Raw genomic sequence first — 19,961 nt, forward strand, 5'->3', positions numbered from 1 at the left:
GTTTGAACACATCTACACAACACCTTCTTGGCCGAGCAAAAATTGCGCAAAATCAGCGGCGGCCGGCAGGCCCTGGCACCGCAATAAACCGGGGGCGATGCGCTCCGAACCCTGGCCCCACCACACACTGGCCCCTTCGCAGGCCTGTTCGGCGAGGGCGATCATTCGCGCCTGCGGATCAGTGACATCAAAGCGGTGCAAACCGGCAAAACGGCCGCTCGGGGTGCGTCGCAGATAAGCCGGGCTGCCCAGCGCCTCCAGTCCTGCACCGAAGGCCTCGAAGCTTGCCTCCACGTTCAAGGTGCTCAACAGCAATTGCTCGACCTGTTCAAACCAGATATCCGAACCGCCTATCACCGACGCAGGATCAGCGTCGTGATCCAGCAGCACCGCGACGGTCAGCGGAAAATACCGGCCAACCCGATCAATGCTCGGCATCACCACCCCCACGGCGGCCTGCGGCCCACACACACCGGGCGCAACCATAAAGCGCCACAGCGGACTGACCAGATAGGCATTCAGCCAACGGTCGCCAAGGCTCTGGCTGGCGAGCAACCCCGCCGCCAGCCACGAATCCCAAGGGCCGATAAAACTCTGCGGCAAGCCACGGCTGACAAAGTCCCCGCGACTGGCCAACTTTCCATAGAAGCCCGGCGTGCTCATAAGCGCTCCGGCAGGCTGAAACCGCTGAGCACACGGCTCTTGAACGGGTTGAAGGCGCTGTTGGCCCGTAGCTCATAAGAGGCACTGGCGCCGTCGACCCGCAGCCGCAGGTTGAAGCGGTCCGGCGAGTTGCCGGCGGTGAGGTCCGATTGCTCGAGCAGGCGGAACCAGGCCCAGGGCCCGTCCAGGGTGATGCCGGACCGACCGCTGGCCGTGGGCGGCATGATCGAGATCCGCACCACACCGATGCTGCCGGGGTTGGGCCATTGCATGGCGGTCGGACGGCTAGGTCCGTGGTCGTAGCTCAATTGCTGGCCGTCGAGGTCGAGCAAAAACTGGGTGATGGTGGAATCCATGGCCACGGGCTTGAGTTCGAAGCGCACCATCGGTTGGGTACCGCCGGAACGGAAAAACGCATCCCGGATGGTCGCTGCCCGCTGGAAGGTTTGCAGCACGCCCGGGGCGATGCCGAGCTTCTGCGCGGCGCCCGGTTGCCAGCGCCAGGCCTGGGTCGAGGTATCCACGTAGGGCTGCAGGTATTTGCGGAAGTAGTTGTCCATCACCCCGCCCACGCCGAAGAACTGACCGAAGTCGTCGAGGGTCGCGTCCCGCGCACTGCCTGGCGACATCGGATAACGCCCGGCCAGGGACTGGCGATAGATGTTCACCACTTCGCTGGTCCAGGCCGCGTTCAGTTGATTGCGTACTCCACCCATCATGCTGTTGGTGGTGGAGTTGACCACCGACTTGACCAGGCCCTGCACCAACGCCGGTTGACGCTCGGCGTTGAGGCTGACCCGCGTCGCCGCCGCTGCGGCCTGGTTCTTGGCTTCGCCAAGCAAGGCGTCGCCGCTGGCACCGACCATGGCGCTGACCTGCACATACAGGGCGTTCATGTCGGCCAGCAGGCCGTCGATGGCTGCCGGCTCGCCTTCGTTCTTGCTGACGATGCGGTTGAGTTCGGCAAAATGCGCGGTGACTGGATCGTCACTGGCCTCAGGCGTGTTTTGCATCGCCTGCTCCTGGCCGAGCAAAGTGCCCAAGCGCTCTTTGAGCTTGTCGACCCCGCCCTCCACCGGCGCGCCCTTGGCGGCCAGCACGCGTTCTTCCTGTTGCAGGTCGGTTTCCTTCGCCACCGCCACCAGCAGTTTTTTCAACGGCGAAGTCGGCCCGGAAATCACCCGCAGCACATCGGCGGCCTGGGCCACGCTGGTGATCGGCACGAAGTCGATATCAGCCAACAAGGCGTCCCACTGGCGCTGGTAATCCTGGAAATACAAACGGCGTACATCGGCAGCCAGGCTGGCGACGTTCTGTTGTTCTGCCTGATCGCGACCGAGCACCCACTGCTCCTCGGCCAGGGTGCCGGTCTGGTTCAGGCTGGTGAGCAAAAACCCTTGGCGGTAACCCTTGGCCGTGAAGAAGCCACTCAAGGGGTCGCCCAGCGGCTTGCCGCTCTTGCGGCTGAACACCAGCGCAGCATCGTGCCCGGCCGCTTCGCTAAGACGAAAGTCCGCAATGCCGTCCGGCAGTTTCTGCCGTTTGATCCGGTCGTAGACACGCTGGGCCACCGGCAGCTGTTGCAACTGCCGGCGTAAATCGTCGATCAGGCGTGGGTCGAGACGTGCGGTGGGCGGATGGCGTTCGAACAGCGCCTGCAAGTGCTCACCGAGGGCTACGCGCTGCTCGGCCGGCAAGTCGCGCGGCAGGCTGCGGTCCCAGTCCAGGGCGATCCACGCCTTGATGAAATCAGCATCGTAATGCTCGCTGTCGGCGAGCATCAGGTAGGCCTTCAAGCCTTCGTAAAGGAAGTCCGAATTGCCGCCGCCGTGCAGTTGCTCCTCGATACGCGTGAGCAAGCGCGGCGCGAAGACCGCGATCAACAGCTTGCGATAAACGCTGCCGGACTCGGCTTCAAGCATGTCGCCCTGATACAGACCCAGGCCTTCGGCCCAGTTCGGCGCATCATCGGCCAAGTGCTTCACTGCGTTGAGCAAGGGCAACACGGCGAGCACGTCCCGCTGCGCCGGGCTGAGGTTCTGCACGGCCTGGCCCAGGGGCACGACTTTCTGATCGACTTGCGCGATATACGCCTGATTGGCGCGGTAGCTGACCCACCACAAGGTCCCGACCACCAGCACCAAGGCTACGGTCGAGGCCAGCACGCCCTGGGCGATCCACTTGCGTCGACGTTCGACTTTCGGATTGACACCCACCAGCCCACGCTCGGCAAAGGCCACGGCGCTGAAGAGCTTTTCGATGAAGTAACTGCGCCCGGTGCCGTTCTGGCGCACCAGGTGCTGGCGGTCCAGGTTCATGCTCTGGGCCATGGAGCCGATCAGCCGGTCAATCGGGCTGCCTTCCTGGGTGCCGCTGGTGAAATACACCCCGCGCAACAGCGCCCGCTCTTCAAAGGCGTTGGGTTTGAACACGCCCTCAAGGAAGCTTTGCAGGCAATCCTTCAACGCGCCGAACTGCTGTGGAAAACCGTAGATCAGATCGCGTCGCGCCGGGTCGCGTTCCTGCTGCAAGCGCTCCACCAGCCGATCGTTCAGGCGTTGCTCCAGACCGGCGAATTCGCTTTGCAGATGGGCCAGCGGGCTGTCATTGCTTTTGCCGTCATCCAGAGCGAAGGTCATGCCCCAGACCTGGGCTCGCTCTTCCTTGCTCAGGGTGTCGAAATACTCCATGAACCCAGGCACCAGATCGAGCTTGGTCAGCATCAGGTAGATCGGGAAGCGCACGCCCAGTTGGGCGTACAGCTCCTGAATGCGCAGGCGTATCGCAGCGGCATGGGCGGCGCGTTCGGAGTCGCTGCCCAGCAACAGGTCGGAGAGGCTGATGGCGATAAATGCACCGTCGATCGGGCGACGGGCCCGCTGTTTTTTCAACAGACCCAGAAAGCCCAGCCATGCGGCCTTGTCGACCGTCGCGTCGCTGTCCTGAGTGGTGTAGCGGCCTGCGGTGTCGAGCAGCACAGCCTGGTCGGTAAACCACCAATCACAATTGCGCGTACCGCCGACGCCGCGCACCGCACCGGCGCCCAACTGCGCGGCCAACGGAAAATGCAGACCGGAGTTGACCAGCGCCGTGGTCTTGCCCGAACCCGGCGGGCCGATGATCACGTACCACGGCAATTCGTAGAGATTGCGTCGTTCGTCGCCGCCCAGCTTGGCTTTCTTCAACAGCGTCAGGGCTTCGTCCATGCGCTGGCGCAGGGTTTCGAGCTCTTCGGCCGTAGCGATGCTGGTCGGGTCCGGCGGGGTTTGCGCCGCCAGGCTGCGCATGACTTCGGCGGCCTGACGGCGGGCCTGGATGATGCGAAACACTCGATAGGCGATCCACACCGCGAATACCAGAATGATCAGCGTCCAGCGCCGGCCTTCGGGCACCAGGAGTTCAAGCAGCGGCCCGACAAACCAGATGATCAGGCTCAGGGCGATCAGCCCCAGCAACGGAATGACCCAGCGGGTCATAAAACTGAAAAACGCCTTCACTCGACCCCCTCCGCCAACACTGTGATTTCGACCCGACGATTGCGTGCGCGGCCCTCGGTCGTAGCGTTCGAGGCCAACGGTTCGGTGTCGCTGCGGCCTTCGGCGCTGAAGCGCTCGGGCTGGCCGGTCTTGGCCGAAAGGATTTGCAGCACCGAAGTGGCCCGCGCCTCGGACAACGCCCAGTTCGATGGAAACCTCAAGGTGGCAATCGGGCGATTGTCACTGTGACCGGTCACCCGGACCTGGCCCTTGACCTTGCGAATGGCATCGGCGATGCGCAGCATCAGCGGCTGGAAATTGTCGACGATACTGGCGCTGCCCGAGGCGAACAGCTCATCGCCACGGATAGTCACCACTGAACGGTCAACGGCATCTTCCACGGCCACCCGGCCGGCCTTGATTTCATCAGCGAGAAAACCGGCCAAGCGTGGCCGCTCGACCAGTTTCGGCTGCACCACCGGACGGTCGATGGCCTGCACCGGGATCTCGCCCAGCGCATGAATGTTTTTAAACACCGGCTCGGCATCGGCGGCCAGTTTCAAGCGCAGGCCGAACACCAGGGCCAGCAGCAACGCCACACCGATGGCCACCGCGATCCATGGCGGCATGAATTGCGCCAGTCGATCGCGCGCCACGGTCACGCCGCGCCAATGGGGCGACAGTTCACGCTCATATTCGCCACGGGCGCTGCGGATAACCGCACTGGTGCGCTCACGCAACGCCTCCAGTTGGCTGCGACCATCATTCATGACCCGATAACGCCCTTCGAAACCCAGGCACATGCACAGGTACAACAGCTCCAACAGATACAAACGTTCGCGGGGGCTTTGCAGGCAATGTTCCAATAGCTGGAACACCTTCTCGCCGCCCCAGGCCTCGTTGTGCACGGTGATCAGCAGGCTCTGCTTGCCCCAGTCGCCGGTGCCACCCCACGGCGTACTCAACACCGCTTCATCCAGGGCGGTGCACAAGGCGTAACGGGCCAGCAACACATCGTTGCGCACCACGCCGGCGGCCTCGGCGCGCTCCTCGAACTGGCGCAGGTAGGCCAGTAGTTGCGCCCGCAGACTCGCCGGTGCCGGGTGGGCAATGGTGTTGCGCAAGCGGGTCAGCAAAGCCAGCAGCGGGCCCGCGGCGCTCTCCAGGGGGTTGAGACCTTCGGCTTTGCCGGTCAACAGCGGCGCGGCCGGCATCGACAGTGGCGCGGGCTGGGCGCGGCCAGGGTCCGGGCGGGCCGGCTCGGCGCCACGGCCACCGGGTGTCGGCATGAACTGGGTACGATCGTCGTTATTCATCGCGGTTTATCCTCGGATCGCCCAGAAAGCCAGGTTCAACCCCGGGAACTGACCCGCGATGTGGAACGCAAAACCGCCGGAGTTGGCCAGTTGTTGCCAATGCTCGCTGCCCCGGTCGAGTTCGTAATAGGTGGAGCCGGCGTGATAGGGAATCTGCCGTGGCGCCACCGGCAGCGGCAGCAGACCGATGCCCGGCAATTGCAGGTTGACCATGTCGCGAATGTGTTCCACCGAGCCGATTTTGCTCTGCAGGCCGAAGCGGCTGCGCAGGGTCTCGGCAGGTACATCGGCGCGCACCACCAGAATAAAACTGGCGTTGTCGAGCAGGGTCTTGTCAGCCAGCATGGCCACATGAATGCCATAGGCTTTTTCGACGATCGGAATCGGCGTGGCCTTGCTGTCGATCAGCATCGACAGCGCTTCACGCAGGGCTTGCATCACCGGCGCAAAGCTCAGCGCGAGGTCATCATGCTGGTACTGCGGGAATTCCTGCGGTCGCCGCCCGGAAGCGGTAAAAGTCGAGAATTCCCCGGCCAGGCTCACCAACTCGCTGTAGAAGCGCTCGGGATGCAAAGGGCTCAAGTGGCTCAGGTGCTGGATCAACGGCTGAGCACGGTTGACCAGTTGCAGCAGCATGAAGTCGGCAATCTCCGAAGCACCGCCGGCACCGGACGCCACCACCCGCCCAGCGAGCGCTTCTCCGCGTTGATGAAGCAGGCCCAGTAGCTCGTTGCGAAACGCAGCCAAGGGCGTGGAGGCGACCACATCCAGCAGCGGCGGGATGTAAGTGTCATCGAGCACCAAGGCGCGGTCGGCGCGTTTCTCCTTGATTCGCACCAGGCCGATGGCCGCGTAGTCGCTGATGCCATCCCGGGCGACCAATAATCGCAGTGCCCTCGACCCCACGGCCACCGGGGCCTGGTTTTCGAACGGCGCGTTGTCGTCCCGCACTTCGCGCACCTGACTCACATAGCGCGCAGCGCCCAGGGCCTCGCCTTCGTCAACGGTGTCACGCGCGCCGGCGCGCTTGAGCGGCAAGGCCAGGTACACCAAACCATCGCGCAGGTTGTCATCGATATTCAGCGGGCTCGGCGCCAGATCATCCTGGGGAATGTTGAATGGCGTGCCGTCTGGCAACAGGCCACGCGCCGAGATGATCGCCAGTTTGCCCTGGGCCAGCAGGCCCTGGTCGATCAGCAACTCAGAAAACCCCCAGGCACCGGCCGACAATGGGCGACTCCGGGCGTCGATGAGATTCTCCAGGTAACGGTCATGCTGCTGGAAGTGCTGCGTTCCAATGAACATGCCTTCCGACCAGACCACGCGATTGTTCCAGGACATGGGGGGCTCCGATTGTTTATTGGGCAGGGCTGGATGGGGGAACCGCGACGGCGCTGCGCACGGCTCGCACGTCGAGGCTGATCTGGTATTCGGTGTATTGGCGCGGCGGGACGTTCATCACCGTGCGCCACAGCGACTGATCCAGCTCGCGATACCCCACCAGCACGCCGATATGGCGGGTGGCCGGATCGAGGTCACGCTGCAGACTCAACTGCTGGCCAGGCTGGATCAGCACTTCGTCCTGGTCGATAAGATCCGCACCGAGCGTCGCCTGGGCTCGTTCGGCCAGTGCGAAATAATCGGAACGACCGAAGGTGGCGGCATTCTTCAATTCGAAAATGCGCACCCGGACCGGGGCCGGCTGGCCAGTGGCTCCGGGGTTGAGCCCGGCGATGGCGTGAAAGTGCAACTCGACGGCGGCCGTGTCGGCCTCAGCCTCTTCGGGCTGGGGTTTGGTGGCCTCCTTGGCACACGCGGTCAGCAGAAGCGCGGTGGCGACTGCGAGTAAAAACCTGTGAATCATCCTGCGTCCTCAATGACGTTTCAGCTATCCGTTGTTCCGTTCTTTGCTCTGAATGCCGTTATGCAACGGCCACGCTCAGCGGCGGCGTTGCCTGGTACTGTGTTCTTCGTAGGCGCGGCTGAATTCCCGACCGAACAGGTCCTGGAAATCCTCTTGGGCCTCACGGGAAATATTGCTGTAGAGCTCGGTGAACTGCTGCCAGTACTGGGCCTGTCGTGAACCATTGAAAATGCTCGACAGGCCAGCGGGCTTGCCCATGCGCTCTTCCAGTTGTGCCGGCTCGAAACGCGACAGCAGATGCTTGATCGCCGCTTCCACACCGGCCATCACCGCCAATTGGTGGGCGCGCAAGTCATCGAAGCTGTCGCGCACCGCCAGGTCCGGCGCCATGAACGCCTGATTGGTGTGGCGCAACAGCAGCAGCAAGGCCTCATCGACGTTGGGAGCGAATTTCAGCGGGTTGTTTTCCACCGGCTGAATCATCGTCTGCTGAATGCGAAACTCGCCCTTGAGGCTGCTGCGGGCGCGCAAGACATCGATCAGGCCTTCGACCATCAATCGATAACTGCGGCCGATGTTTTCCATCTGCGCTTCGGCCTGGGCCTTTTCCAGGCGCACTTGATCCAGCCCGGCGCCGCGCAGAAAGGCTCGTAACAGGTCGGGTTGCGAATGGTCGACCGGGCTGACCGGATTGACCGGGGGCTCAACGATAGCCACGGGCGGTTCGCGCAGGGGTGCCGGCTCGATCGGCACGCTGATTTGAGGTACGGGTGGTGGCGCAACTTCTGCAACAGGCAAGGGGGCGACAGGCAGGGGGGCAACCGCCACCGGCGCGGGCTTGTCGCTGAACAGGTCCCAATCTTCCGGAATCACCGGCGCTGGGGCTGGGGCTGGGGCCGACGCCAGCGGCACAGGCTCGGCCATGGGCGTCGGGTTGGGGATCGGGGTCGGTGGGCGGAAATCGTGCTGCTCAGCCGGGACATGGTCGGACTGGGTGGCCGGCGGGACGGTGGTCGGTGCCAGAAAGTCGAACAAGTCCGGCAGCGTGTCCATGGCCGACACACCCTGGAAATGTGCAGGCGGTGTCATGGGCGACGATGTCGGCGTAGCCACGCCGGCGCCCTGACGCCCCATCAGAGCCTCGAAGCTGTTGGACGAATCGGCAAAAGGGTTGTTGTCAGTCACCGGCAGATTGAAATCGATGCGCGCCTGGATTTCATAATCACCTATGCGGATAACTTCCCCATCTTGCAATGGCTCGCTGTTTCCTTTGCGCAGACGAATGCCGGCCTTAACCAATTCCACACCATTAGTGCTGTTATCGGTTAAATAATACCGGCCATCTTTATATTGAATAACGCAATGCTTTCCGGAAACCAAGCGCTCTGGATCGGGCAATACCCAGTCATTATCAGAATTACGGCCAATTGCCATTACTCCCTGATCCATGGATTTTTCAGAGCATTGACCAGGGGTAATCTTGTGATAACTAGTGATAGTCAAACACAGCGGCATCTTGCCTCCTTGCTGCACACTTTGCGCGCCGGCGAATGAAGGGATCAATCCCCGCGAAGCTCGCCGACAAACCTTGCAAACAACCTAAAAAACAGCTTTTTACCAGCACATTTGCTGATCTTAACCGGTTTACGTGACAAAAAATCTGCGTCAGTACCTTCTTGGACCTACCGGTCGCGAGGGTTGTTAAGCACCTCACATCTGTCACACAGGAGAAATAGCTTACCTTGACAAGCCATAAGTACTACACCAAAAATGAACAACTTTCTTGAATACAGTGATGGCACTTTAAGATCACAGAGGATCCAAAGGGCCATTACACACAAGGAAACATGCGAAGTTCCACTTGGAACTAACGTGTGAACTGCCCGTTTCTGTCGCGGGCGATAGGGAGATCAATTTCAGTGGAAGTGCCTTTGCTGCTCGCCGCCGTTTCCGCGACTTCGCCTTGTGGCGAAGATCTGGAATACGACGCTGACTTTTTGCGCCTGGAACGCGATTCCCAAGGCCAGCCCGAGCGCAGCATGGGCGATTCGATATTGCCTGCCGAACCGCCTGAATGGCGCAGCATCCAGCAGCAAAGCCTGGATTTGTTGCAACGCAGCAAAGACCTGCGCATCACCCATTTCCTTTTGCAAAGCTCCCTTGCCCTGGAAGGTGTCCCCGGCCTGGCCCGCGTCCTGACGCTGATCAGCGAATTGCTCAAGCAATACTGGGCCGACCTGCATCCACGCCTGGATGCCGAAGACGACAACGATCCCACCGTGCGCATCAATGCCCTCGCCGGCCTGGCGTCCGATGCCACCATTCGCCTGCTGCGCGAAAGTATCCTGGCCCGTTCGCGAACCTTTGGCACTGTCAGCCTGCGCGCCGCCGCCAACGCCAGCGGTCTGCAAAGCTTCCCTGACGAAAACCTCGGCGCCGAACAACTCGCCGGAGCGTTCCTCGACAGCGATCCCGAACAGTTGGACATCATCCGCAAAGCCTTGCACGAGGCCCGTAGCGCCGCCGAGACCATCGAGCAACACGTCAGCGAACAAGTCGGCTCCGCCCAGGGCGTTGACCTTGGCCCATTGAAGCAACCGCTCAAAATGGCCTTGCAGATTCTCGGCCAATTCGCCCCGCAGAGCGGCGACAGCCCCCAGCCCGATGCCATCAGCGACGACAGTGCCGCGCCGGTTGAATACCCCACCGCGCCAAGCGCGCCGCGCAATGCCAACGCCAGCAGCGGCGAAATCAACAACCGTGACGACGTGCTGCGCAGCCTGGACCGGATTCTTGCGTATTACACCCGTCACGAGCCCTCCAGCCCCCTGCCGGTGCTGTTGAATCGGGCAAAGAATCTGGTGCACGCCGACTTCGCGGCGATCGTGCGCAACCTGATTCCCGACGGCATCAGCCAATTTGAAAACCTGCGCGGACCAGACAGCGAATAAAAGCGTACGGATCACGCAGTCACGTCACCGGCACCGCCGATGACGCCAACACCGTCGCTTGAGCGACCAGGAGCAGCAACGTGGCGAAGCAAAGTTCTCAGAAATTCATCGCGCGCAACCGTGCGCCTCGAGTGCAGATCGAGTACGACGTCGAGCTTTACGGCGCCGAGAAAAAGGTCCAGTTGCCCTTCGTAATGGGCGTTATGGCTGACCTCGCCGGCAAGCCCGCCGAGCCTCTGGCACCTGTGGCCGATCGCAAGTTCCTTGAAGTGGATGTGGACAACTTCGACTCCCGCCTCAAGGCCATGCAGCCACGCGTTGCGTTCCACGTGCCCAACGAGCTGACCGGCGAAGGCAACCTGAGCCTGGACATCACCTTTGAAAGCATGGACGACTTCAGCCCGGCCGCCGTGGCGCGCAAAGTCGACTCGCTAAACAAGCTGCTCGAAGCGCGCACTCAATTGGCCAACCTGCTGACCTACATGGACGGCAAGACCGGTGCCGAAGAAATCATCATGAAGGCCATCAAGGATCCGGCGCTGCTCCAGGCACTTGCCAGTGCGCCCAAGCCCGCCGAGCCTCAGGCTTAATCAGGACGAATGATCATGACCGATCCAGTACGCGCAAGCGCCCAGACACTGGGCACCACCGAAGAAGCCAGCGAGTTCGCCTCCCTGCTGCTGCAAGAATTCAAACCCAAGACCGAACGCGCCCGTGAAGCCGTCGAGACCGCCGTGCGCACCCTGGCCGAACAGGCCCTGGCGCAGACCGACCTGGTGTCCAACGACGCCATCAAGTCGATTGAGTCGATCATCGCCGCCATCGACGCCAAGCTCACCGCCCAGGTCAACCAGGTCATCCATCACCCGGAGTTCCAGCAACTGGAAAGCGCCTGGCGTGGCTTGCACTACCTGGTCAACAACACCGAGAGCGACGAGCAGCTCAAGATCCGCGTGCTCAACATCTCCAAGACCGACCTGCACAAGACCCTGAAGAAATTCAAGGGCACCGCATGGGACCAGAGCCCGATCTTCAAAAAGATGTACGAAGAAGAATACGGCCAGTTCGGCGGCGAACCTTACGGCTGCCTGGTGGGCGATTACTACTTCGACCAGTCGCCGCCGGATGTCGAATTGCTGGGCGAACTGTCGAAAGTCTGCGCCGCCATGCACGCGCCATTCATTGCCGCCGCATCGCCGACCGTGATGGGCATGGGCTCGTGGCAGGAACTGTCGAACCCGCGCGATCTGACCAAAATCTTCACCACCCCGGAATATGCCGGCTGGCGCTCGCTGCGTGAATCGGAAGACTCGCGTTACATCGGCCTGACCATGCCGCGCTTCCTGGCACGCCTGCCGTACGGTGCCAAGACCGACCCGGTGGAAGCCTTCGCCTTCGAAGAAAACACCGACGGCGCCGACAGCTCCAAGTACACCTGGGCCAACGCCGCTTACGCGATGGCGGTGAACATCAACCGCTCGTTCAAACACTTTGGCTGGTGCTCGCGCATTCGTGGCGTGGAGTCTGGTGGTGAAGTGGAGAACCTGCCGGCGCACACCTTCCCGACCGACGATGGTGGCGTGGACATGAAGTGCCCGACCGAAATCGCCATTTCGGACCGCCGTGAAGCGGAACTGGCGAAGAACGGTTTCATGCCGCTGCTGCACAAGAAAAACACCGACTTCGCCGCGTTCATCGGCGCCCAGTCGCTGCAAAAGCCGGCTGAGTACGACGACCCGGATGCTACCGCCAACGCCAACCTGGCCGCGCGCCTGCCCTACCTGTTCGCCACCTGCCGTTTCGCCCATTACTTGAAGTGCATCGTGCGCGACAAGATCGGCTCCTTCAAAGAGAAGGACGAAATGCAGCGCTGGTTGCAGGACTGGATCCTCAACTACGTCGACGGTGACCCAGCGCACTCCACCGAAACCACCAAGGCCCAGCACCCATTGGCGGCGGCCGAAGTGATTGTCGAAGAGGTGGAAGGCAACCCGGGGTATTACAACTCCCGGTTCTACCTGCGCCCGCACTATCAGCTCGAAGGTCTGACTGTGTCACTGCGCCTGGTATCCAAGCTGCCTTCGGCCAAAGGCGCGTAACACCGCCCTTGATGTGATCGTCCCCACGCTCAGCGTGGGAACGATCAGAAAAACACAACGTGGTAGACACCACACAGGGAGAGAACATGGCTGTTGATATTTTCATCAAGATCGGCGACATCAAGGGCGAGTCCATGGACAAGGCCCACAAGGACGAAATCGACGTCTTGAACTGGAGCTGGGGCATGTCTCAGTCCGGCAATATGCACGTGGGCGGCGGCGGCGGAGCCGGCAAGGTGAACGTCCAGGACCTGTCGCTGACCAAGTACGTCGACAAGGCTACACCCAACCTGATGATGCACTGCGCCAGCGGCAAGCACATCGACAAGGTCAAGCTGACCGTGCGCAAGGCCGGCGGCGAAAGCCAGGTCGAGTACATGATCATCAACCTGGAAGAAGTGCTGATCAGTTCCCTGAGCACCGGCGGCTCGGGCAGCGATGATCGTCTGACTGAAAACGTCACCCTGAACTTCGCCAAGGTGCTGGTGGACTACCAGCCGCAAAAAGCCGACGGCACCAAGGAAGGCGGGCCGATCAAGTTCGGCTGGAACATCCGCCAGAACGTCAAGGTGTAATCGAACGTGCCCCCGTCGTTATGCGCCGGGGGCATTTTGGTGCTTGCTCGAATCCAATCCTTTCCCATCCGGTGTCTGAGTCATGGCCAAGCCTTCGTTTGTCAATTTGTGGAAAGCCTATTCCGACCTTCTGGTTACGTATCCTGACGCCAAGCCCTGTGAGGGCCCTTGGGAAAACCAGTGTGCTATCCGCATGAGCGCGACACTCAATGCAGAGCTGACCATCAAGGTCAACAAATCCACCTATACCGAACCCAAGTGTGCACATGAGCACGCCCGGGGTGCCGAGTCGCTGGCGAACTGGTTGTGGAAGCATCATCTGGGGCGGCCAACCATTCTGGGTAACAGCGCCGAGGAGCGTCGCACGTTGATGGGCAAGACCGGGCTTATCTTCTTCAAGGACTGTTTCCAGCAGTCAGGGGAGTCGGCGGACAATCGTACTGGCGATCATATTGATCTATGGAATCGGGGCCTGACCCAAACCGGCGACCTCTTTTACAGGTCCAGAGCTGTCTGGTTCTGGGAGCTCGCATAATGAAAAATCACCGGCTCGCCATGTGCCTGGCGATAAGCCTGACCAGCCTGAGCGCATGCGCCGAACATGCCCAGATGCCAACAACCCAGGCCGTCTTTGTTGGGCAGCAACTCAGCCTGATTGACGACCAGGGTCAATGCACGCTGGTCAAACCCGACCAGAGTCGCATGAAGCTGGACATGGAATGGCCTTGCAGCTTCAGCCTGAATAAACAACAGCAACTGCGCGTAGAAACGTTCAACAACATCCCGATATTTTCGGTCTGGCGCAGCGAGCACATGCCTGCGCCCAGCCGCGACTGCCTCAGCAAAATGCAGGCTATCCGCCAGATCCCGGGAGGGCTGGAGGCGGGAGCGGTCAACACGTTTGCGTCCTGCGGCACGGGAGGGGACCAAAAAATGTATGTAGCGCCATTTACGTGGTAACCGACATCGCCACCCGTGATCGCCTGCAACCGTCCCTGCTGGATCGGTTGACCGACGACGACCCAGGCAACCTCAAGGAAAGCGCCGACAAGCGCGTGCTGTCCCTGACCCAACTCAAAGCCTCGGTGTTGCGGGACCTGGCGTGGCTGCTCAACACCACTTCATTGCTCAGCGCCGATGCGACGCTGCACACACCGGCCGGCACTTCGGTGGTCAACTTCGGGCTGCCAGCCCTGGCCGGCAACAGTGCATCGAACGTCGATATCGCGGCGCTTGAAGCACTGATCCACCAGGCCATCGCCACGTTCGAGCCGCGGATTCTGCGACATACCCTGCGCGTGCGGGCCCGGGCATCCGCCGAGATGAATCACAACGCCCTGAGTTTCGAGATCGAAGGCGATCTCTGGGCGCAGCCAGTGCCGCTGCGCCTGATGCTGCAAACCGACCTGGACCTGGAATCCGGCCATGTGCGAGTGGTCAACGCCGACCAGCGGAGACACTCATGAACCCGCGCCTGCTGGAACTGTACAACCAGGAATTGCACCACGTACGCGAAAGCGCGGCGGAGTTCGCCCAGGAATACCCGAAAATCGCCAGTCGGCTGACGTTGTCCGGCATGGACTGCGCCGATCCGTACGTCGAGCGCTTACTGGAAGGGTTCGCCTACTTGACGGCGCGGGTACAGCTCAAGCTCGATGCCGAATACCCGACCTTCACTCACAACCTGCTGGAAATCGCGTACCCCCATTACCTGGCGCCGACACCGTCGATGACCGTGGTGCAATTGCAGGCAGACCCCGATGAAGGCTCACTGAGCAGCGGCTTCCCGTTGCCCCGGGATACGGTTCTGCGCGCAGCCCTGGGTCGCGAAAGCCAAACCTGCTGTGAGTACCGCACCGCCCATGCGGTGACGTTGTGGCCATTGCAGGTCAGCCAGGCCGAGTACTTCGGCAACCCGTCCGCCGTGCTCGGGCGCCTGGCCGCCAGTGCCCCCAAGGCCAAGGCTGGCCTGCGCCTGACCCTGCGCACCGGTGCCGAACTGCCGTTCAACAGTCTGGCCCTGGACAACCTGCCGTTGTACCTCAACGGCGCCGACGAACAACCCTTTCGCCTCTACGAACAGTTGCTGGGTAACGCCTGCGCCGTCTTCGCCCGTCAGCCCGGCGGCGATTGGGTAGAACGCCTGCCCCAGGATGCACTGCGCTCCGTGGGGTTCGACGATACCGACGCCGCGCTGCCCGTGGTGTCGCGAGCCTTCCAGGGCTATCGCCTGTTGCAGGAATACTTCGCCCTGCCCCGCCGCTTTCTGTTTGTCGACTTCACCGGGTTGAGCCGGGCGGTCAAACGCTGCCAGGGCCAGGAGCTGGAATTGATCGTGCTGTTCGACCGTCACGATCCGAGTCTGGAAGGCAGTGTCGGTGCCGCACAGTTCCTGCCGTTCTGCACCCCGGCAATCAACTTGTTTCCCAAGCGCCTGGATCGCATCCACTTGTCGGAACGGGTGAATGAACATCATGTGATCGCCGACCGTACCCGGCCGATGGATTTCGAGATTCATTCCCTGACCGCCCTCACCGGCCATGGCACCGGGTCGGAACAGCCTTTTTTGCCGTTCTACGCCGTCCGCGATCCGTCTCGCTACGGCCGCGATCAGGCGTATTACACGGTGCGGCGCGAACCCCGCATGCTCTCCAGCGGCCAGCGGCGCAACGGCCCACGTTCGACTTACATCGGCAGCGAAACCTTCGTCAGTCTGGTGGACAGCCAGCAGGCGCCCTATCGTCACGACCTGCGCCAATTGGGCGTAACGGCGTTATGCACCAACCGCGACCTGCCGCTGTTCATGAGCGTGGGCAACAACAAGACCGACTTCACCCTGGCCGACAGCGCACCGGTAGCGGCGGTACGCTGCGTGGCCGGCCCGAGCCGCCCACGCGCCAGCCATGCCCACGACGCCAAGGCCTGGCGGTTGATCAGCCAGCTTTCGCTCAATTACTTGTCCCTCAGCGAGCAAGGCCAGGGCGCCGCCGCCCTGCGCGAGCTGCTGCGCCTGTATGGCGACGACAACGATGCAGCCTTGCAATTGCAGATCGAAGGCCTGCGCGAAGTCAGCAGCAAGGCCTGCACCCGACGTTTGCCAATGCCGGGCCCGATCGTGTTTGGCCGCGGCCTGGAGATCACCCTGGAATTCGATGAGAACGCGTTTCGTGGCACGGGCGTCTTTTTGCTCGGTGCAGTGTTCGAGCGCTTCCTGGCACGTTACGTGTCGATCAACAGTTTTACCGAGACGGTGATCCGTACCACCGAGCGCGGCGAGATCATGCGATGGAAAGCCAAACCCGGACGTCGTCCGACCCTGTGAATACCCTGGACGCGATGCACCAGGAGCCCTGGGAATACGACTTCTTCCAGGCATTACGGCGCATCGAGTGCGAATCGCCTGAGCTTCCGCGCCTGGGTCATTCGTTGCGCCTGGCCGATGACCCCTTGCGCCTTGGGCAGCAAGCCGATTGCACCTTCGCTCCGGCGACCCTGGCCTCGGTACAGCCGGGCATCGACGGTTCGCCGGCACGTCTGGAACAATTCTTTTTTGGCCTCGGCGGCCCCAACGGCCCGTTGCCGTTGCACCTCACCGAATATGTGCGTGAACGCCAGCGCAACAACGCCGACAGCACCAGCAAACGCTTTCTGGATGTATTCCACCATCGCCTGCTGAGCCTGTTTTACCGGGCCTGGGCCGAAGCGCGACCGACAGTCAGCCATGATCGCCCGGACGATGACTACTGGTCGGCACGTCTGGCAGCGCTGAGCGGTCGAGGCATGCCGAGCCTGCTCAAACAAGGCCTGATACCCGACACGGCGAAGCTGCATTACAGCGGTCATCTGTCGGCACAAACCCGCTATCCCGACGGTTTGAAGGCAATCATCAGCGAGTACTTCGGCCTGCCGGTGGAGATCGAAGAGTACGTCGGCCAATGGCTGGTGCTGCCGGAGCGCAGCCGCGTGGGCGTCAGCGCCCATCAATTGGGCGTGGATTTTTGCCTGGGCCGCTGCGTCTGGGATCGCCAGCACAAATTCCGCATTCGCCTGGGGCCGCTCAAGCTGGACGACTACATGAGCATGTTGCCCGGCAGCCCATCCTTCAATGAGCTGGTGGCCTGGGTGGCCGAATACCTGGGCCATGAACTGGACTGGGATCTGAACCTGGTTCTGAAACAGCCCGAAGTGCCGACGCTGCAACTCAATGGCCGCTTCCGCCTGGGGTTCAATACCTGGGTGGGCAAGCCCGCAAAAGATGCCAAGGACTTAATACTGGCCCGGCATTACGCCGAGCAAGCCAACACCTCACAGATCTCAAGGAGCCAAGAGCATGGGTGAAATCAGTCGCGCCGCGTTGTTCGGCAAACTCAACAGCGTGGCCTACAAAGCCATCGAAGCCGCCACCGTGTTCTGCAAGTTGCGCGGTAACCCTTATGTGGAACTGGCCCACTGGTTTCATCAGTTGCTGCAATTGCAGGATTCGGACCTGCACCGCCTCATCCGCCAGTTCAATATCGAGCCGGCGCGCCTGGCCCGGGACCTGACCGACGCCCTGGACCGTTTGCCACGGGGCTCGACGTCAATCACTGACTTGTCTTCCCATGTGGAAGAAGCCGTGGAGCGTGGCTGGGTCTACGGCAGCCTGATGTTCGGCGAAAGCCAGGTGCGTACCGGTTATCTGGTGCTGGGCATCCTCAAGACCCCAAGCCTGCGCCATGGATTACTGGGACTGTCGGCAGAGTTCGACAAGATCAAGGTCGAGGCCCTGAGCGAGCGTTTTGACGAGTACGTCGGCGACTCGCCGGAAAATGCACTCAGCGCCAGCGATGGTTTCAACGCCGGCAGCGTGCCCGGTGAAGCCAGTGGCGCCATGGCCCCAAGTGCCATGGGCAAGCAGGAAGCGCTCAAGCGTTTTACCGTCGACCTCACCGAACAAGCGCGCAGTGGCAAGCTTGACCCGATCGTCGGCCGTGACGAAGAGATCCGCCAATTGGTAGACATCCTCATGCGTCGTCGGCAGAACAACCCGATTCTGACCGGTGAAGCTGGCGTCGGTAAAACCGCCGTGGTCGAAGGTTTTGCCCTGCGCATCGTCGCCGGTGACGTACCGCCGGCGCTCAAGGATGTGGAACTGCGCAGCCTGGACGTCGGCCTGCTACAGGCTGGCGCGAGCATGAAAGGTGAATTCGAACAGCGCCTGCGCCAAGTCATCGAAGACGTCCAGGCCTCACCAAAACCGATCATCCTGTTTATCGACGAAGCCCACACCCTGGTAGGTGCCGGTGGCGCCGCCGGCACCGGGGACGCGGCCAACCTGCTCAAGCCGGCCCTGGCCCGGGGCACCCTGCGCACCGTGGCCGCCACGACCTGGGCCGAGTACAAAAAGCATATCGAAAAAGACCCGGCCCTGACCCGCCGCTTCCAGGTGGTGCAAGTGGCCGAGCCGTCGGAAGACAAGGCGCTGTTGATGATGCGCGGCGTGGCCTCGACCATGGAAAAACACCATCAGGTGCAGATCCTCGACGAAGCCCTGGAAGCCTCGGTCAAACTGTCCCATCGCTACATCCCCGCGCGCCAGCTGCCGGACAAATCCGTGAGCCTGCTGGACACCGCCTGCGCCCGCGTTGCCATCAGCCTGCACGCCGTGCCGGCCGAAGTGGACGACAGCCGTCGGCGCATCGAGGCGTTGGAAACCGAGCTGCAGATCATCGCCCGCGAGCACGCCATCGGCATCGTCATCGGCGCCCGCCAAACCCAAAGTGAAAACCTGCTGAGTGCCGAACGCGAACGCCTCGCCGAGCTGGAAAGTCGCTGGGCCGAAGAGAAAACCCTGGTAGACGAATTGCTCGCCACCCGCGCCACCCTGCGTGAACGCGTCGGCGTGGTGGACAGCGAGGACGGCAGCGAGACCAGCCACGCCTTGCGCGAAAAACTGGTGGACCTGCAACAGCGTCTCAGCGCCCTGCAAGGGGAAACGCCGCTGATTCTGCCGACGGTCGATTACCAGGCCGTGGCCTCGGTGGTCGCCGACTGGACCGGGATTCCGGTGGGCCGCATGGCCCGTAACGAACTGGAAACCGTGCTCAACCTCGACCTGCACCTGAAAAAACGCATCATCGGCCAGGACCACGCCTTGCAGATGATCGCCAAACGCATCCAGACCTCCCGCGCCGGCCTCGACAACCCGAGCAAGCCGATTGGGGTATTCATGCTCGCCGGCACCTCCGGCGTGGGCAAGACCGAAACCGCCCTGGCGCTGGCCGAAGCCATGTACGGCGGCGAGCAAAACGTCATCACCATCAACATGAGCGAATTCCAGGAAGCTCACACGGTGTCCACCCTCAAGGGCGCGCCACCGGGCTACATCGGCTATGGCGAAGGCGGCGTGCTGACCGAAGCCGTGCGGCGCAAACCCTACAGCGTGGTGCTGCTGGACGAGGTGGAAAAGGCCCACCCGGACGTGCACGAGATCTTCTTCCAGGTCTTCGACAAAGGTGTGATGGAGGACGGCGAAGGCCGGGTGATCGACTTCAAGAACACCTTGATTCTGCTGACCACCAACGCTGGCACCGAGCTGATTGCCCAGGTCTGCAAAGACCCGCAAAACATGCCGGAGCCCGAAGAAATCGCCAAGGCCCTGCGCCAACCGCTGCTGGAGATTTTCCCGCCGGCCTTGCTGGGCCGCCTGGTGACCATTCCGTACTACCCGCTCAGCGACGAGATGCTCAAGGCCATCACCCGCCTGCAACTCAACCGCATCAAGAAGCGCGTGGAGAACACCCACAAGGTGGCTTTCGACTACGACGACGCGGTGATCGACCTGATCGTCTCCCGTTGCACCGAAACCGAAAGCGGCGGGCGGATGATCGACACCATTCTGACCAACAGCCTGCTACCGGACATGAGCCGCGAGTTCCTCACCCGCATGCTCGAAGGCAAAGCGCTGGCAGGGGTGCGGATCAGCGCCCGGGACAACGAATTGCACTACGACTTCAGCGACGCCGCCTAAGCGGCCCT

Annotated in this window: 16 protein-coding genes; 10 read left to right on the plus strand and 6 right to left on the minus strand. The window is 61.9% G+C overall.

Annotation, left to right across the window (positions count from 1 at the left end):
• Window positions 1–12: 12 nt before the first annotated feature.
• From tagF to tagH, 6 genes are all read right to left on the minus strand, one after another.
• Window positions 13–663: a type VI secretion system-associated protein TagF gene (gene tagF / locus F475_RS02470; RefSeq protein ID WP_064621130.1), complete on the minus strand. Its 651-nt coding sequence runs from the start codon at window positions 661–663 to the stop codon at window positions 13–15.
• Entirely contained in the window at window positions 660–4,160 is a 3,501-nt protein-coding gene (gene tssM, locus F475_RS02475; RefSeq protein ID WP_111453062.1) for a type VI secretion system membrane subunit TssM, read from the minus strand. The genes tagF and tssM overlap by 4 nt, the downstream gene beginning before the upstream one ends.
• Window positions 4,157–5,455: a DotU family type VI secretion system protein gene (locus F475_RS02480; protein ID WP_018927422.1), complete on the minus strand. Its 1,299-nt coding sequence runs from the start codon at window positions 5,453–5,455 to the stop codon at window positions 4,157–4,159. The genes tssM and F475_RS02480 overlap by 4 nt, the downstream gene beginning before the upstream one ends.
• A 6-nt stretch (window positions 5,456–5,461) precedes the next feature.
• Window positions 5,462–6,796 carry a type VI secretion system baseplate subunit TssK gene (gene tssK / locus F475_RS02485; protein ID WP_018927421.1) on the minus strand — a complete coding sequence of 445 codons (1,335 nt, stop codon included), beginning with the start codon at window positions 6,794–6,796 and terminating at the stop codon, window positions 5,462–5,464.
• 16 nt (window positions 6,797–6,812) lie between these two features.
• The gene (gene tssJ, locus F475_RS02490) at window positions 6,813–7,319 is read right to left on the minus strand and encodes a type VI secretion system lipoprotein TssJ (protein WP_018927420.1); all 507 of its coding nucleotides are present in this window, start codon (window positions 7,317–7,319) and stop codon (window positions 6,813–6,815) included.
• A gap of 75 nt (window positions 7,320–7,394) precedes the next feature.
• Window positions 7,395–8,834: a type VI secretion system-associated FHA domain protein TagH gene (tagH, locus tag F475_RS02495; protein WP_111453063.1), complete on the minus strand. Its 1,440-nt coding sequence runs from the start codon at window positions 8,832–8,834 to the stop codon at window positions 7,395–7,397.
• Window positions 8,835–9,238: 404 nt separating this feature from the next.
• Here tagH and tssA point away from each other — a divergent pair, with 404 nt between their 5' ends.
• The 10 genes from tssA (at window position 9,239) to tssH (ending at window position 19,953) form a co-directional block, all read left to right on the plus strand.
• Window positions 9,239–10,270: a type VI secretion system protein TssA gene (gene tssA / locus F475_RS02500; protein WP_111453064.1), complete on the plus strand. Its 1,032-nt coding sequence runs from the start codon at window positions 9,239–9,241 to the stop codon at window positions 10,268–10,270.
• Between the two features lie 80 nt (window positions 10,271–10,350).
• Window positions 10,351–10,860, plus strand: coding sequence for a type VI secretion system contractile sheath small subunit (gene tssB, locus F475_RS02505; RefSeq protein ID WP_007894500.1), 510 nt, complete (start codon window positions 10,351–10,353; stop codon window positions 10,858–10,860).
• 15 nt (window positions 10,861–10,875) lie between these two features.
• Entirely contained in the window at window positions 10,876–12,369 is a 1,494-nt protein-coding gene (gene tssC / locus F475_RS02510; RefSeq protein WP_018927417.1) for a type VI secretion system contractile sheath large subunit, read from the plus strand.
• An 86-nt stretch (window positions 12,370–12,455) separates the two neighbouring features.
• Window positions 12,456–12,944: a type VI secretion system tube protein Hcp gene (locus F475_RS02515; protein WP_018927416.1), complete on the plus strand. Its 489-nt coding sequence runs from the start codon at window positions 12,456–12,458 to the stop codon at window positions 12,942–12,944.
• A gap of 82 nt (window positions 12,945–13,026) precedes the next feature.
• Entirely contained in the window at window positions 13,027–13,479 is a 453-nt protein-coding gene (locus tag F475_RS02520) for a type VI secretion system amidase effector protein Tae4 (protein ID WP_018927415.1), read from the plus strand.
• Entirely contained in the window at window positions 13,479–13,904 is a 426-nt protein-coding gene (locus F475_RS02525) for a hypothetical protein (protein WP_019650056.1), read from the plus strand. Before F475_RS02520 ends, F475_RS02525 begins: the two co-directional genes overlap by 1 nt.
• Window positions 13,898–14,410, plus strand: coding sequence for a type VI secretion system baseplate subunit TssE (gene tssE, locus F475_RS02530; RefSeq protein WP_018927413.1), 513 nt, complete (start codon window positions 13,898–13,900; stop codon window positions 14,408–14,410). The genes F475_RS02525 and tssE overlap by 7 nt, the downstream gene beginning before the upstream one ends.
• Window positions 14,407–16,266: a type VI secretion system baseplate subunit TssF gene (gene tssF / locus F475_RS02535; protein ID WP_111453065.1), complete on the plus strand. Its 1,860-nt coding sequence runs from the start codon at window positions 14,407–14,409 to the stop codon at window positions 16,264–16,266. The genes tssE and tssF overlap by 4 nt, the downstream gene beginning before the upstream one ends.
• Window positions 16,230–17,282: a type VI secretion system baseplate subunit TssG gene (gene tssG / locus F475_RS02540; protein ID WP_086945203.1), complete on the plus strand. Its 1,053-nt coding sequence runs from the start codon at window positions 16,230–16,232 to the stop codon at window positions 17,280–17,282. Before tssF ends, tssG begins: the two co-directional genes overlap by 37 nt.
• Entirely contained in the window at window positions 17,275–19,953 is a 2,679-nt protein-coding gene (tssH, locus tag F475_RS02545) for a type VI secretion system ATPase TssH (RefSeq protein WP_111453066.1), read from the plus strand. The genes tssG and tssH overlap by 8 nt, the downstream gene beginning before the upstream one ends.
• Window positions 19,954–19,961: the final 8 nt, after the last annotated feature.

It is taken from the genome of Pseudomonas sp. URMO17WK12:I6 (genome assembly GCF_003253625.1).
Lineage (GTDB): Bacteria > Pseudomonadota > Gammaproteobacteria > Pseudomonadales > Pseudomonadaceae > Aquipseudomonas.

Coding starts and splice junctions, on each gene's coding strand:
- tagF (WP_064621130.1), bottom strand. CDS start 663: ATGAGCACGCCGGGCTTCTATGGAAAGTTGGCCAGTCGCGGGGACTTT.
- F475_RS02480 (WP_018927422.1), bottom strand. CDS start 5,455: ATGAATAACGACGATCGTACCCAGTTCATGCCGACACCCGGTGGCCGT.
- tssK (WP_018927421.1), bottom strand. CDS start 6,796: ATGTCCTGGAACAATCGCGTGGTCTGGTCGGAAGGCATGTTCATTGGA.
- tssJ (WP_018927420.1), bottom strand. CDS start 7,319: ATGATTCACAGGTTTTTACTCGCAGTCGCCACCGCGCTTCTGCTGACC.
- tagH (WP_111453063.1), bottom strand. CDS start 8,834: ATGCCGCTGTGTTTGACTATCACTAGTTATCACAAGATTACCCCTGGT.
- tssC (WP_018927417.1), top strand. CDS start 10,876: ATGACCGATCCAGTACGCGCAAGCGCCCAGACACTGGGCACCACCGAA.
- F475_RS02515 (WP_018927416.1), top strand. CDS start 12,456: ATGGCTGTTGATATTTTCATCAAGATCGGCGACATCAAGGGCGAGTCC.
- F475_RS02520 (WP_018927415.1), top strand. CDS start 13,027: ATGGCCAAGCCTTCGTTTGTCAATTTGTGGAAAGCCTATTCCGACCTT.
- F475_RS02525 (WP_019650056.1), top strand. CDS start 13,479: ATGAAAAATCACCGGCTCGCCATGTGCCTGGCGATAAGCCTGACCAGC.
- tssF (WP_111453065.1), top strand. CDS start 14,407: ATGAACCCGCGCCTGCTGGAACTGTACAACCAGGAATTGCACCACGTA.
- tssG (WP_086945203.1), top strand. CDS start 16,230: ATGGAAAGCCAAACCCGGACGTCGTCCGACCCTGTGAATACCCTGGAC.
- tssH (WP_111453066.1), top strand. CDS start 17,275: ATGGGTGAAATCAGTCGCGCCGCGTTGTTCGGCAAACTCAACAGCGTG.